Raw genomic sequence first — 13,757 nt, 5'->3', positions numbered from 1 at the left:
GTTTCCGACTGTTGCGCGATGGGCGACATTGGTAGCAGCACCGATCATTCTTATTGCCTCGGGGCTACCATTTCTTCGTTGTCGGTGCCCGCGCTGTGGTGGCCGCTACCATGGTGTAGGGAGTTTCCTCAGGAAGGCATCGAAGCCTCTGCCTTGCAGGAAGTGCGGACGTCATGTGGATGAACATATCTCGCTCTACTAGATGAGACATCGTATGCGGCGTTTGCCTACCGGCTGTGCTGGGTGGTGGTGTGGCAGATGTTTTCACCAAAGCCTCTGTGCTGTGCAGGAATGAGTGCTGGCACTTTCGTTACGTTCGGCTTGCCACCCACCAACACTCTCAAGAATATTCGTCGCATTTTTCGGAATAATCGGATGGTTGCGAGGGTGAGGGGCTGGGATGCTTTCCGGGTCGCCGAGTTCGGCGGCCGGGTGTCGAAACCCGTTTCTCTCCTACGCAGGTCAGCAACTGCTGCCTGCGTTCACTCCTGCGTGTTTATGGCGGGCGTGTCGGGCAGGCTTCGGCTTGGCCGGGTTAGGTAGAGACCGGTTTTCGACCCCGACACGTCCGCCACCCTTTTGGGGGTGGCGGCCTATCGGGCACAAGGAACCGTCTATGTCGCATCTCACGCCTTCGTTACACGTCGCATGTCCGCTCTGCGCGGGGAATCTCGATCTTCCGCCGCAAGCGCTGCACGATGTGGCGTACTCCCGAATTGTCGCGACGAAGTCGCTGTTGAAGATGCTGGCGCTGACCGCAAATACCGATTTCGATCCGGACGAGATGGCGCAGGCGATGTCGTCGGTGGGAGGGCTTGCCGACGAGGCTCTGGGTCTCGTTGTGGCGTTGTATCGCGCTAAGGCGGCGGATGCGTTGGTGGGCTGAACGAATGTCGGCTGTTGTTGTAGAAGCGGAGGGTCAGTCCAGCACCGGGACCAGTCGCGCTGTGAAGTGCCTTAGAACCGGTGGCTCGTGGACGAAGGTCAGGCCGCGGATGCTGGAGGCGTGTTGATGAATGTCGATCAGGGCGTCGGCGACATAGTCCATATGGTCGTTGGTGTACGTGCGACGCGGAATGGCCAGTCGCAACAGCTCCAGGGGCGTGGGCTTTTGCTGTCCCGTCTTTGGGTCGCGTCCCATCAGCAGGGAGCCGATTTCCACGCCGCGAACGCCGCTGTGTAGATATAGTTCGTTCGCAAGTGCAAGCGCGGGAAATCGATCGGGGGCGATACCGGGCAACATGCGGGCCGCGTCCAGAAAGACAGCGTGTCCTCCGACGGGATGCTGGATCGGTAGGCCCGCCTGCCGCAGGCGCTTGCCAAGATGGGTTACCTGCCCGACGCGAAACGCGAGGAAACGTTCGTCGACGGCCTCATCAAGACCGATGGCGAGTGCCTCCATGTCCCGGCTCGCGAGACCGCCGTACGTGACGAAGCCCTCCATAAGCACGCACTGTGCGCGCACGGCTTCGAACAGTTCCTTGTCGTCTCGGATACTGCAACATCCACCGATGTTGACCATGGCGTCTTTTTTCGCCGATAGCGTCAGCATGTCGCCGCATTGGAACATGGCTCTTACGATGTCGCGGATGGGGGTGCCTGCGTAGCCAGTTTCGCGCTGTTGAATGAAGTAGGCGTTCTCGCTGAAACGGGCTGCATCGATCACGACGGGAATGTTGTGCCGTCGTGCGATGGCGTAGACAGCTTTCATGTTTTCCAGCGATACCGGTTGGCCGCCCGAACTGTTGCATGTGACGGTGGTGATGATCGCTACGATGTTGTCGCTTCCGTGTTCGTCGATAAGCGATTCGAGGAGCGCCAGATCGAAGTTTCCCTTCCAGGCGTAATACTCTTCGGTATCCAGCGCTTCGACGGTCAATGCATTAAGTGCGCGAGCGCCAGCGCGCTCGACATGTGCCGCTGTTGTGTCGAAATGGAAGTTCGAGATGAAGACAGGGTTGTTTGCGCGTCCGCTTCGGCGCTTCTTTTCGACAAGACAAGGAAACAGTATTTGCTCGGCGCCACGTCCTTGATGAGTCGGGACGGTATAGGGATAGCCGAATAGTTCGGCGACCGCATCGCGCAGATGGAAGAAGTTGCGCGAGCCGGCGTATGCCTCGTCGCCTGTCATCAGGCCTGCCCACTGCCTGTCGCTCATGGCGCCCGTGCCGGAGTCGGATAACAGGTCGATGTATACCTCGTCGCTGCGCAACAGAAACGGATTGAAGCCGGCCCGCTCAAGCGCATGCTGACGCTCGGTGGCGCTGAGTGTCTGGATTGCCTCGACCATTTTTATGCGGTATGGCTCGGGAACTCGCTTCATGACGGCCTCCGGAAGTCGCGAATCAACCTGGACTTCGTCGTTGGAGCGTCCGCTGTCGTGATGGTGCTTGCAATATCACTTCGGTTGTAGGCGCCGCTGTGCCCTTCTGCCGCTTCTGAGATCGATGCGGTTACCCGAGCGCCGGAATTCCCTTACATGGCTTCGTCGTGCGCCGTCATGGCGCGGCATACAAATGCCATGTTCTTTCGGACTAGTCGTAGTGACGAGACAGGTGTCGATCTCTACATTGCTCTCGAAGCGATCGGTTTCAGCTGACGCTTGCGTAAGAGCCGGGCTGTCTCGGTGAGGCTCCCGGTTTGCAGTGAACGCCCGATCTGACGGACAGACGGGTGAGGATTGAACGACACAAGGAGTCATGGAATGAAGAAGCATATGTGGATGGGTGTGGCTGCTGTGGCGTGTTTCGCGGTGGCTGGTTCGGCAGCCGCGAAGGATGGGGCGGGGTGGTTTGTCGGGGCGCAGGTCGGTAAGGCGACGTCTTCTTTCGTGACGGTGCCGTACTTCGACGAGCGTGTAAAAGACAGTGGCGCAACGCTGGGCGTGAATGGCGGATTTCGCTGGGCGCTCGGTGATCAGTGGTCGTTCGGTCCGGAGTTGGCCTATCAGAAGTTTGGCACGTCGACGTTTACGGGCACCGACGATGTCGGCCCTTATGCCGGTCGGCATAAAATCTCGACCATTGCTTGGGGCGGTAATGTGCGCTTCGCACTATCTGATCGTTGGTATGTGACGGGACGCGCGGGCTGGCAGAATTGGCGGGCATCGTCGTCGTTCCAGTCGGTCGAAGGCCAGGTAAAAAGTCGCATTCGCGACAATGGCAACTATCTGGGCCTTGGTGTCGGCTTCAACGTCGCGCCGTCGTGGAGCATCGGGCTGTCTGTGGATAAGTATTGGATGGCAACTCGGTCCGATGAAGATCGTATTCACTTCAATTTGCGCACCGTCCAGTTGTCGACCGAATACAGGTTCTAAGACCGTTGTTCGATCAAGGGTCGCATCTTGAATCGACGGGCAAGGGCCGCCCCGGCTCTTGCCCCTTCTGATGGCGGCCTGCCGACGTCCTTCATCGCAATTGCGAGTCATTCGCATCTCGTCTACCATGTAGGCCCATACCGATCCGAAACCTCAGGGGCCACGCCAGCACATGCGCGATACCGTCGACCGGCAACGCCGCGCGTTCTGGCTTAAGTATCTGCACCAGTGGCACTGGATCAGTTCCGCGGTCTGCCTGATTGCGCTGGTTTTGTTCGCCGGTACGGGCTTTACGCTGAATCACGCCGGCAGTATCGAGGCGGCGCCGAAGGTGGAGCATCGCAAGGCGACGCTGCCGGCCGACGTGTTGGCGACGCTGGCTGCGAGCGGCAAGTCGGCGCCATTGCCTGCACCGGTTCGCGACTGGATCGATACGCGGATGCATCTCTCGCTGGCGGCAAAAGACGCGGACTGGAGCGACGACGAGGTTTATCTCGCGCTGCCGCGCCCTGGTGGCGATGCATGGCTGAGTATCCAGCGGGATAGCGGCGAGGTGGAATACGAAGTCACCGACCGCGGGTGGATTTCCTATCTCAACGATCTGCACAAGGGCCGCAATACCGGCGCGGTGTGGAGCTGGTTTATCGACATCTTCGCGCTGGCCTGCCTGATCTTCGCGATCACCGGATTGTTCCTGCTGAAGATGCACGCCGCGCAGCGCGGTGCCACCTGGCCGATGGTTGCGCTCGGTCTGGTGCTGCCGCTGGTGCTGGTGCTGTTGTTCATTCACTGAAGGGGGTTTCATGCGTCGTCGTCTTATCGTTGCCGTCTGCCTCGCCGTTGCCGCGCCGGCGTTCGGTGCGGACATGAATCTCACCGTGGAAATTCCCACGCTGAAGGTGGCCGAATACCACCGGCCGTATGTCGCTGTCTGGATCGAGCGCGAAGACCACACGGTCGCCGCGAATCTGGCGGTCTGGTACGACGTGAAGAAGGCCGACGGCGAAGGTACGAAGTGGTTGAAGGACATGCGCCAGTGGTGGCGGCGCAGCGGGCGCGAGCAGACGATGCCGATCGACGGCGTGTCCGGCGCGACGCGTCCCGCCGGCCAGCATCAACTTTCGTTTTCCGATGGCAAGCCGCCGCTGGGCACGCTGGCGCCGGGTCATTACGAACTCGTCGTCGAAGCCGCGCGCGAAGTCGGCGGTCGCGAAATGCAGCGCATTCCTTTCGACTGGCCATCCGCGAAGCCCACGCATCTCACGGCGCAGGGCAAGGACGAACTCGGCCTGATCAGCCTCGACCTCAATCCCTAGTTCCTAGTAAGCATCAGGAGACGACCATGACACGTACTCTCGCCCGCGCGGCGCTCTGCCTCGCCCTTGCCCTGCCGCTGGCCGCACAGGCCCACAAGATGTGGATGGTGCCGTCGGCTACCGTGCTGTCCAGCGACGAGGCCTGGGTGACGGTCGACGCTGCGATCTCCAACGATCTGTATTACCCGGATCACTTCCCCGCGCAGCTGGACACGCTGGTCATTACCGCGCCGGACGGCACGACGGTGAAGCCGGAGAATGCGTCGACGGGCAAGTACCGCAGCACGTTCGATCTGGCCGTTCCGCAGAAGGGCACGTATCGTCTTGCACTGGTGAACCAGGGGCTGACCGCCAGCTATGAACTCGACGGCCAGAAGAAGCGCTGGCGCGGCAAGGCAGGCGAACTGAAAACCGGCGTCCCGGCCGGTGCGAAGAACGTGCAGGTGGGCGAGATGTCCACGCGTGTCGAAACCTTCGTGACGCAGGGCACGCCGAGCACCGGTGCGCTGAAGGCCACGAACGTCGGCCTCGAGCTGGTTCCCGTGACGCATCCGAACGACCTTGCGGCCGGCGAGCCGGCGAAGTTCCGTCTGGTGCTGGACGGCAAGCCGGCGGCGAATCTGAAGGTTATTGCGATTCCGGGTGCCACCCGTTACCGCAATTCGCCGGACGAGATCGATACCACCACCGACAAGGACGGCAACTTCAGCATCACGTTCCCCGGTCCGGGCATGTACTGGGTGAACGCCAGTGCCGAAGACACCCATACCAGCGTCAAGGAAGCGAAGCAGCGTCGGCTGGCCTATACGGCCACGTTCGAAGTACTGCCCCAGTAAGTAAGCCATCCGGCCCGTGGCGCGTTATCGCGTCCGGGCCTTTCCATCTGCGATGCCATCCATGAAAGCGATCCTCGTCCTGCTGTTTCTGTTGGTGGCTCCCCTGGCGACAGCGAACGACGTACGCCGGTTCGAAGGCGAGGTCATGGGAACGACCTGGTCGGTCAACGCCGTCCTTCCCGCCGAGGCCGATCCGGCGCGCATCCGTGCCGGCATCCAGGCCGAAGTCGATCGCGTCGACTTGCAGATGAGTACGTGGAAACCGGCGTCCGATCTCAGCCGGTTCAACAGCGCGCCGGCCGGTACGTGGCAGGTGTTGCCCGTCGAGTTCTACGACGTGCTGAGCTATGCGCTGCAACTGGCATCGTCGTCCGGTGGCGCGTACGACCCGACCGTGGGACCGCTGGTGAATCTGTGGGGTTTCGGCCCGGAGCGTCACTCGCATGAAGCACCGACGCCGGAGGCCATCGCCACGGCGCGCGCGCGGGTTGGCTGGCAACATGTCCAGCTCGATCCGAAGAACCATCGTGCGTTGCAGCCCGGTGGCGTTTACGTCGACCTGTCGTCGGTCGCGAAAGGTTTCAGTGTCGATCAGGTGGCACGCTGGCTCGATGCGCAGGGTATCGATGCCTATCTCGTCGAAGTGGGCGGCGAGCTGCGCGGACGCGGCCGGAAACCCGATGGCACACCGTGGCATGTCGGTATCGAGCGACCGGGTGCGGCGGCGGGTGCCGTCGACGACGTGGATCAGGTGGAACGGATCGTCTCGCTGCGCGATCGCGCCATTGCTACCTCGGGTGACTACCGGCATTTCTTCGAAAGCGGCGGCAAGGTTTTCTCACACCATATCGACCCGCGTACGGGCTATCCCGTCGCTCATAAAATCGCGTCGGTAAGCATCATCGCGGCCGACTGCATGCACGCCGATTCGCTGGGTACCACGATGACGGTACTCGGTCCCGATGCGGGCATGGCGTATGCGAAGACTCATGGTATCGCCGTGCTTTTCGTTCTCTATGGCGAACACGGATTCGAAGAACGCATGTCGCCGGCGTTCGCGGCGGCGCTGAAGTCGTGACCGCATCGCGGCGGGCACTGCTGGGACAATGCCTGATAGGCGTGTGCCTGATCGCGGTCGCCATCATGTTGTGGCGCTGGCATCGGGCCAGCCTGTTTTCCGCGAGCGGCGACTCGCAGCGTCTGGGTTGGGCGATTGCCATTACGTTGATCTGGACGGCCGGAAGCGTGGCGCTGGCCGTTGGGCGTCGTCGTGAGAGGGTTTCCGCATCGCGCGTGATAGACGTCGCGGTAGCAACGCCGGTCGCCGAACGTATTCTTGTCGTCCATGCATCGCAGACGGGATTCGCCGAGGAGCTTGCCATGCGCACGGCGGAAGCGTTGCGCGATACGGGCATACCGGTCGACACACGTACGATCGGACAACTCGATGCGAGCACGCTTGCGGGTCACGCACGGGTCCTGTTCGTCGTCAGTACCACGGGCGAGGGCGATGCGCCGGACAGCGCGGTGGGGTTTCAGCGCGCCGCGATGTCCGCACCGCTTGCGCTTGGTCATCTGAGTTACGGCGTTCTTGCATTGGGCGATCGCGACTACGACGACTTCTGCGCATTCGGCTATCACCTCGAACACTGGTTGCATGCGTCCGGCGCGCTGCCGTTGTTCGATCTGGTGGAGGTCGACAACGGCGACGAGGGCGCGCTTCGGCACTGGCAGCACCACATCGGTCAGCTCAGTGGAAATACGGAGATGCCTGACTGGCAGCGTCCTTCGTATCAGGCATGGCGTCTGACGGAGCGGCGTCTGCTCAATGCGGGCAGCCTTGGCGAAGCCTGTTTTCATGTAGCGCTGGTGCCCGGCGATGCCTCGTGGCTGCAATGGAATGCGGGCGATATCGTCGAGATCGGTCCGCGGCATGGGGCCGCCGATATCGCACGCTGGACGGAAGAGGCGGAACTTGTCGCCGATAGTGCGCTGACGAACCTGCTGGCTGGCATGCATCTGCCGGTGCCCGATAAGGTTCGTGGATGCTCGCCCGATGTCTGGCTTCCGACGCTCGCCGCGTTGCCGCATCGCGAATATTCCATTGCGTCGCTGCCGAGCGATGGTGCATTGCATCTTGTCGTGCGTCGGCAACGAGGCCCGGATGGTGCACTGGGCGTCGGTTCGGGCTGGCTGACGCATCATGCGGCCGTCGGTGCGGAGATCGATGTTCGCGTGCGTCGTAACGCGGGCTTTCATGCGCCGGCCGACGATCGTCCCGTCGTGTTGATCGGTAACGGTACGGGCATCGCAGGACTGCGCGCCTTACTGAAGCAGCGCATCGCGTCGGGACACCGGCGTAACTGGCTGGTCTTCGGCGAACGGCAGGCGGCAGTGGACCGTCTGCACGTGGACGAGCTGGAAGCGTGGCGCGCGTCGCGGGATATCGAGCGGCTGGATCTGGTGTGGTCGCGCGATGGCGGCTCGTTGCGTTATGTGCAGGACGCGTTGTGCGCCGCAGGCGATGACTTGCGCCGTTGGGTGGCCGATGGGGCCAGCGTGTATGTATGTGGGAGCCTGGCGGGCATGGCGCCCGGGGTGGATACGGCGTTGCGTAGTGTGTTGGGGGATGTGCGTGTCGAAGAGCTTGCGGCGGCGGGGCGGTATCGGCGGGATGTGTACTGAGGTGGTTATGCCCGTGCGTTTGTACTTTTCCGGATGTGGTCGCTGCGGATTCCGGCGTGCGCCGGAATGACGAAGAGGGCGGGATCAACATCGCGGGTTTCATTTGCTTCACCGTCATTCCGGCGCAGGCCGGAATCCGCAGCGACCACGCTCGAACGTGCGCCTCTTCCGCTATCCGCTCCTAACGCACTACCGCAAGCCGCACCTTATCCCCAACCACCCCATCGAATCGCAGCCATGTCAGATCCGGCACCCATTCGATACCCTCACGCAGCTCTTCGGGATGATCCCCGGCCAACGCGATAACGCGCGCACCGGCACGCATGCCCGCCTCGATCCCCGCGGCGGCATCCTCGAACACCAGCGATTCCCCGGCCGTGACGCCGAAACGCCGCGCGCCTTCCAGATAACCTTCCGGATCGGGTTTGCCATGGGCGACGTCGTCGCCGCAGACCATCCGTTCGGGCGGCGCGATGCCCGCACTCTTCAGTCGCGCCTCGGCCAGTTCCCGGTCGGCGGAGGTGACGATCGTCCAGCGGTCGGCGGGTAGCGATGCGAGCAGGTCGATAGCACCGGGAATGGGCACGATGCCATCTGTCTGTTCCAGTTCCAGTTTGTACAGATGCGCGGTCTCGGCGACCAGATCCGTGCCCGGCGGCGCGAAGCTGCGTACGGAGTCGGCAAGACGAACGCCATGCAGGCGGGGCAGGACATAGTGCCAGTCGACACCGTGCTGCTCGCACCATGCTTTCCAGATACGTTCGACGGCGATGCGCGAGTCGATCAGGGTGCCATCCATATCGAATAGCAGGGCCCGTGCTTCGATGGTGCGGCCGGCGGTCAGTTGCATGAGGTCTCCGGTAAGTGAGCGCGTCGCGTGGCGACGAAGGTGTTCACCTTACCGGAGACCTGCGTTTCCGTCAGCGCGCAGCCTGCGCCACGTGCGTGCGCACAGCCTCGTCGAGCAAGTTTTCGACGTCGCGCTGGGCGCGCTGGCCTGCTTCCCGCTGACGCTGCCCCAGTTCCGCCTGCTGCGAGCCGAGTTCGCCCTGCTGCATACCGAGCTTTGCTGCCTGCTCTCCGATTTTGCTCTGTTCGACGGCGAGTTTGTTCTGCTCGCCTACCAGTACATCGCGTGCGCTGGACAGGCTCGGGTCGGGCGCGCGTAAAGACATTTCCGCCTGTCTCGTACCGAGCTTTGCCTGTTGGTAACCGAGTGACGCCTGCTGCTGTCCCAGGCCCTGCTGCTTCTGGGCGAGCGCTTGCTGTTTCCCGGCCAGGGCCTGCTGCTTTTCGCTCAGGTCGCTGACGGACGAGAAGGCCGACTGGATCTTCTTGATATACGTCTGATCGCGCACGACCCATTCGCCATCGGCGCGACGGAACCACAGCAGGGGTTCGTCGCCCTTGCGCTGCTGCCTGGCGCGCTGCGCATCGACACGCGTGCCGCTCATGAACATCGAACGGCCGTCCATGATGACGTAAGCGCTGCGCGCGTCGCTGTCGAACGTGACCACACTGTGGTCGAACTCGCTGCCGAATGGCGCGGTCGGCTGCGGTGGTACGGGGGGCGCCGGCGGAACGCCGGGCGGCATCGGCTCGGGCGGGGCGGTCGGTAGCGGCGGAAGACTGGGGGCAACCGGTGCGGGACGTGCCTGCATATCGACGGCAGGTGCGACATGGGTCGAGGCGACGACGCGATACGGCACCACGCCCGCCACGGATACGACGGCGACGAGGAACCAGGCAAGCGCGCGGGGGCTCTTCTCGTTGGCGTTCTGAAGCATGGTGAGTCTCCTTTTCAGGGTTTCGAACGTGGGGGAGGCGCCGCCGAGCGCATGCCGCGTATGCGGCGAAACGCCCATGCGCAGTAGCAGACGTCCATAGGCTTGTGGTGCCTGACGACCGCGACGCAGCACTTCCGCATCGCACGCCGCCTCTCGGGAAAGGGCGTATTCGCGCGTGGCGTAATGCACGAGGGGGTGAAAGAAAAACAGGGCGCGCGCGAGGGCGGGAATCCAGCCAAGCCAGATGTCGCCGCGCCGTACATGGGCCAGTTCGTGGACGAGTGCCATCTCCAGCTCGCTGTCGTCCAGTATGGCTTCGACGGGTAGCAGGATCGTGGGTCGCAGGATGCCGACCACCTGGGGCGAGACGACTTCAACGGAACATGCGAGAGCGGGCGAACGGCGCATGCCCAGGCGGCGCGCACGCTGCGACACCATCGTCTCAAGGCGTGCGTCGTCGTGGGGCAACGCGCGGGCGATCACGCCGCGAATGCGGCGCCACTGCACGAAGGCGACGATGGCCTGGATGGCGACGATCGCTGCCCAGGCCGCGAACAACCATGTCGTCCACGCGATGCCGTGTGCTTCGGGCAGGGAAGGGACATGCGAGGCATGCCACGTCGTGGGCGCCATGACAGTGATGGTGGTAGGTTCGATCGCGGTGGGCTGCGGCGAGGGGAGCCACGGCAGTTGCCACGCCGTACCGCTGAACAGGCCGGCGACAGCTTGCACGCCCACCAGCCACCACAGCAATGCACGCGTCGCGGCCGACAGCGAGGGGATGTATCGGGTCAGTGCATACACCACGGCGCCCAGTACGCAGGCTTGCAACGAGGTATGCCCGAGGCGCAGGAGCAGGGTTTCGGCAAGGGCGTCCATGTCAGCGGCCTTTGCGCTTCGACTGGAGCGTACTGACCAGCGCTTCCAGCTCGGCCAGTTCGTTGTCGGTGACTTCGCCGCGTTCGGACATCCATGCGACAAAAGGCGAGACGGAACCGCGCAGGGTTTTCTCGACGAAGCTGCCGACGGCGCCGCGCATGACATCGGTCGCACCGCTGCTGGCGCTGTAGCGGAAGGAACCTTCGGCGCGGCGGCGACCGAGATAGCCCTTCGTGCGCAGCCGCTCCATCATCGTCAGAACCGTGGAGCGCGCCAGACTGCGTGGCTCGCCGAAACCGGTCTGCACATCCGCTACCGAACTCTTCGGATGGCTGGAAACGTATTCCAGGAGGGCCAGTTCCTGATCGCCGATGGATCGCTTGAGCATGGGGTATTGCCTCTGACTACACGTGTAGTCAGGGTGCACTTGACTACACGTGTAGTCAAGCATGACTTCCGGCATATCCCGTGTGTGCATACCTCACAAACCAAAACGCCCCCGCCGAAGGCGGGGGCGTCTGGAATGCTTGTCGTTGCGCGTGGACGCTAGGGCGTCATGCGCGAACGGATCAGGCTGCCGCGTCCTTGAGCTTCTTCAGCGGGCGAACCTTGACCTTAACCGATGCAGGCTTGGCGGCGAACATGCGCTCTTCACCGGTGAACGGATCCTTGCCCTTGCGCTTCGGCTTGGCCGCAACAGCTACGGACGTGATCTTCAGCAGACCGGGCAGCGTGAACGAGCCAGCGCCCTTCTTGTGAATGGATGCAGCAATGACGGCTTCAAGCGAGGCCAGAACGGCCTTCACGCCCTTGCCTTCGACGCCGCTGTGCTCGACGAGATGGGCAACGAGCGTGGACTTCGACAGCGCGTCCTTGATCGGCTTGAGGGTGGCGGGAGCCTTAGCAGCGGCTTTGGCAGGCGCCTTGACGGCTTTCTTTGTCGCCGCCGATTTGGTGGTCTTGGCCATGGTTATCCTTGTCACGTGATCGAAAAGTTCGGCCGTTCCGGCCGGTGCCCAGCGGGCGACTCACTCTAGCGTTGCTTTGCGCCGTGTGAAATAGGGTAAGCGAGATTTTTTTCTCGTTTCGACCCTTTTTTTAAGGGACGAAGGGGTCTTCATTCATTTCCGACCCGTGATGCACCGCATCAGATGCCTGCATACCACTCGTATCCATTGTCTTCCCAGTAGCCGCCTTTGCCGCCTGCTATGCCACCAAAGGAGTCCACGAATTCCAGTCTGCGGATGTATTTAGCCTGCTTGTAGCCGAGCTGGCGCTCGACGCGCAGCCTCAACGGCGCACCGTTCGCGACGGGCAGATCCTTGCCATTCAGCGCATAGGCAAGCAGCGTCTGCGGATGCCGGGCTTCGGTCAGGTCGATACTTTCGTAGTAAGGCGTGTCTTCCTCCATCTCGTCGAAACAGTGGAAGACCACGTAGCGGGCGGCCGGTGTCGGGGCGACGCGATCGATCACGGCGGACAGCGGTGTGCCGGTCCATTTGCCGATAGCGCTCCAGCCTTCGACGCAGTCGTGGCGGGTGATCTGCGTACGGGTGCCAAGCTCGCGCAGGTCCGCGATCGACAGTTGCATCGGCTGTGCCACGAGACCGTCGATCTGTAACCGGTAGTCCCTGAAGCCGGATTCGAGCAGTGCCCGATAGTCGTCCGTATCCGGCATGGTGCTGCCGTTTGGCCGGAAAACCGCCGAAATATCGGCTTCTCCGTACTCTTTCGCCAGTGCCTGGGACGGCGAGAACAGCTTCTGCATCCGTCGTGTCACGTCTTCGGCCGTACCCAGTACGCGCGCGCCGGTGTCGCTGTTCGATATCCGGTCGCAGCCGGCGATGACGGCACCGCCCAGCGCCAGAAGGGTATTGCGCAGGAACCGGCGGCGTTCAGTCATGGGGAGTCTCCTGCGGCTTTTCGGGTTTCACGCGGTAGTAGCCGGTGATCATCCCGCGGAGCTGGTTCAGCGGGCCGGTGATGATGACTTCCAGCACATGCACCACGATGAAGGCGACGAAACCGCACGCGATGACGAAATGGATGGTGCGGGCCGACTGCCGGCCGCCGACGAGATCGACCAGTGGCGATAGCACCGCGTCCATGCGCGGCGACATGGCCAGTCCCATCAGGACGATGCCCCCGCCGAATACGACGATGGTGACGAGGTAGGCGATGCGTTGCAGCACGTTGTAGCGGAGCTCCTCGTCGCCATGGGGGTGGCGGAAGCGGAGGTGATCGACGATGGAGCGTCCCATGCCGCGCCAGTCGCGCCACGTGGGCACGAGGTCGTCGCGCAGGTGCCGGCTGGCCAGCGACCAGGCGATATAGCAGAGTCCGTTGACGACGAAGAGCCACGCGAAGAAGAAGTGCCAGCGCCGCCCCATCGCGAGCCAGCCGGGACCGGGAATCGTCGCCCACGACGGGAAGGCACGCGGCTGAACGTCGGTGCCGACGCGCGAGGCGCCGAGTACGCCGGTGGTGTCGAACGCATGGTTGCCGACCGTCGTGATGCCGCGCAGCTGGCCGTCGCTTTGTTGCGCGGCGCCTATTTTCAGGACTTCCTTGCCGGGATCGGAGCGGATGCCCCAGTACAGCGAGGGATGGGCGTTGAAGATCTGCAGTCCGCTGCCCAGCAGCACGAACAGGCAGACGACGTTGATCCAGTGCATGACGCGCACTGGCCAGCGATGGCGATAGACGAGGCGCGATCCGTTCGTGTCGGTCATGGGGCATCCGTCCGCATGGGGCGATATGGAGTATGACCCGGCGACGGACGGATTGCTTTCGCGAAGAGCGTGAATTCGTGCGACGGGGCCTTCCCGGGCGCACCGCTGCGGATTCCGGCGTGCGTGTATGGACCCAGGACATAGGTAACAGGTGTGCCAGGACATGGGTTACACCTTGGCCGGGCTTTTTCCCGCCGAGGTGCCGT

Annotated in this window: 14 protein-coding genes; 7 read left to right on the top strand and 7 right to left on the bottom strand. The window is 62.8% G+C overall.

Annotated elements, in window-relative coordinates:
• Window positions 1–616 precede the first annotated feature (616 nt).
• Complete coding sequence (locus tag EC912_RS04285) at window positions 617–886, top strand: hypothetical protein (protein WP_132141920.1); 270 nt, start codon at window positions 617–619, stop codon at window positions 884–886.
• 33 nt (window positions 887–919) lie between these two features.
• Here EC912_RS04285 and EC912_RS04280 read toward each other — a convergent pair whose 3' ends face one another.
• Complete coding sequence (locus EC912_RS04280; protein ID WP_132141919.1) at window positions 920–2,323, bottom strand: tryptophanase; 1,404 nt, start codon at window positions 2,321–2,323, stop codon at window positions 920–922.
• 381 nt (window positions 2,324–2,704) lie between these two features.
• Between EC912_RS04280 and EC912_RS04275 the strand changes: the two genes are divergently transcribed.
• The 6 genes from EC912_RS04275 to EC912_RS04250 all read left to right on the top strand — a co-directional run bounded on the left by EC912_RS04275 (window position 2,705) and on the right by EC912_RS04250 (window position 8,153).
• Entirely contained in the window at window positions 2,705–3,316 is a 612-nt protein-coding gene (locus tag EC912_RS04275; RefSeq protein WP_132141918.1) for an outer membrane protein, read from the top strand.
• A gap of 172 nt (window positions 3,317–3,488) precedes the next feature.
• On the top strand, window positions 3,489–4,109 hold the full coding sequence (locus EC912_RS04270; RefSeq protein WP_132141917.1) for a PepSY-associated TM helix domain-containing protein: 621 nt from the start codon (window positions 3,489–3,491) through the stop codon (window positions 4,107–4,109).
• 10 nt (window positions 4,110–4,119) lie between these two features.
• Window positions 4,120–4,632 (top strand): DUF2271 domain-containing protein, encoded by a 513-nt coding sequence (locus EC912_RS04265; RefSeq protein ID WP_132141916.1) that lies wholly within the window; start codon window positions 4,120–4,122, stop codon window positions 4,630–4,632.
• A 26-nt stretch (window positions 4,633–4,658) separates the two neighbouring features.
• On the top strand, window positions 4,659–5,468 hold the full coding sequence (locus EC912_RS04260) for a DUF4198 domain-containing protein (protein ID WP_132141915.1): 810 nt from the start codon (window positions 4,659–4,661) through the stop codon (window positions 5,466–5,468).
• A gap of 61 nt (window positions 5,469–5,529) precedes the next feature.
• Window positions 5,530–6,546: an FAD:protein FMN transferase gene (locus tag EC912_RS04255; RefSeq protein ID WP_243649147.1), complete on the top strand. Its 1,017-nt coding sequence runs from the start codon at window positions 5,530–5,532 to the stop codon at window positions 6,544–6,546.
• On the top strand, window positions 6,543–8,153 hold the full coding sequence (locus EC912_RS04250; protein ID WP_243649146.1) for a sulfite reductase subunit alpha: 1,611 nt from the start codon (window positions 6,543–6,545) through the stop codon (window positions 8,151–8,153). The genes EC912_RS04255 and EC912_RS04250 overlap by 4 nt, the downstream gene beginning before the upstream one ends.
• Before the next feature lie 181 nt (window positions 8,154–8,334).
• On the opposite strand, the gene EC912_RS04245 is transcribed toward EC912_RS04250, so the two are convergent.
• From EC912_RS04245 to EC912_RS04220, 6 genes are all read right to left on the bottom strand, one after another.
• On the bottom strand, window positions 8,335–9,003 hold the full coding sequence (locus EC912_RS04245; RefSeq protein ID WP_132141913.1) for an HAD-IA family hydrolase: 669 nt from the start codon (window positions 9,001–9,003) through the stop codon (window positions 8,335–8,337).
• Between the two features lie 70 nt (window positions 9,004–9,073).
• Window positions 9,074–10,819, bottom strand: coding sequence for a M56 family metallopeptidase (locus EC912_RS04240; protein WP_132141912.1), 1,746 nt, complete (start codon window positions 10,817–10,819; stop codon window positions 9,074–9,076).
• Between the two features lies 1 nt (window position 10,820).
• A complete protein-coding gene (locus tag EC912_RS04235; RefSeq protein WP_132141911.1) occupies window positions 10,821–11,207 on the bottom strand; it encodes a BlaI/MecI/CopY family transcriptional regulator in 387 nt (128 codons plus the stop codon).
• A gap of 181 nt (window positions 11,208–11,388) precedes the next feature.
• On the bottom strand, window positions 11,389–11,787 hold the full coding sequence (locus EC912_RS04230) for an HU family DNA-binding protein (RefSeq protein WP_132141910.1): 399 nt from the start codon (window positions 11,785–11,787) through the stop codon (window positions 11,389–11,391).
• Between the two features lie 179 nt (window positions 11,788–11,966).
• Window positions 11,967–12,722: a molybdopterin-dependent oxidoreductase gene (locus EC912_RS04225; protein WP_132141909.1), complete on the bottom strand. Its 756-nt coding sequence runs from the start codon at window positions 12,720–12,722 to the stop codon at window positions 11,967–11,969.
• On the bottom strand, window positions 12,715–13,551 hold the full coding sequence (locus EC912_RS04220) for a cytochrome b/b6 domain-containing protein (RefSeq protein WP_132141908.1): 837 nt from the start codon (window positions 13,549–13,551) through the stop codon (window positions 12,715–12,717). The genes EC912_RS04225 and EC912_RS04220 overlap by 8 nt, the downstream gene beginning before the upstream one ends.
• Between the last annotated feature and the right edge of the window lie 206 nt (window positions 13,552–13,757).

Source organism: Luteibacter rhizovicinus, from assembly GCF_004342265.1.
In the GTDB taxonomy this organism is placed as follows: Bacteria; Pseudomonadota; Gammaproteobacteria; order Xanthomonadales; family Rhodanobacteraceae; genus Luteibacter; species Luteibacter rhizovicinus_B.
Note: the sequence above shows the minus strand (reverse complement) of the source record. Positions and strands in the feature narration are given on the sequence as shown.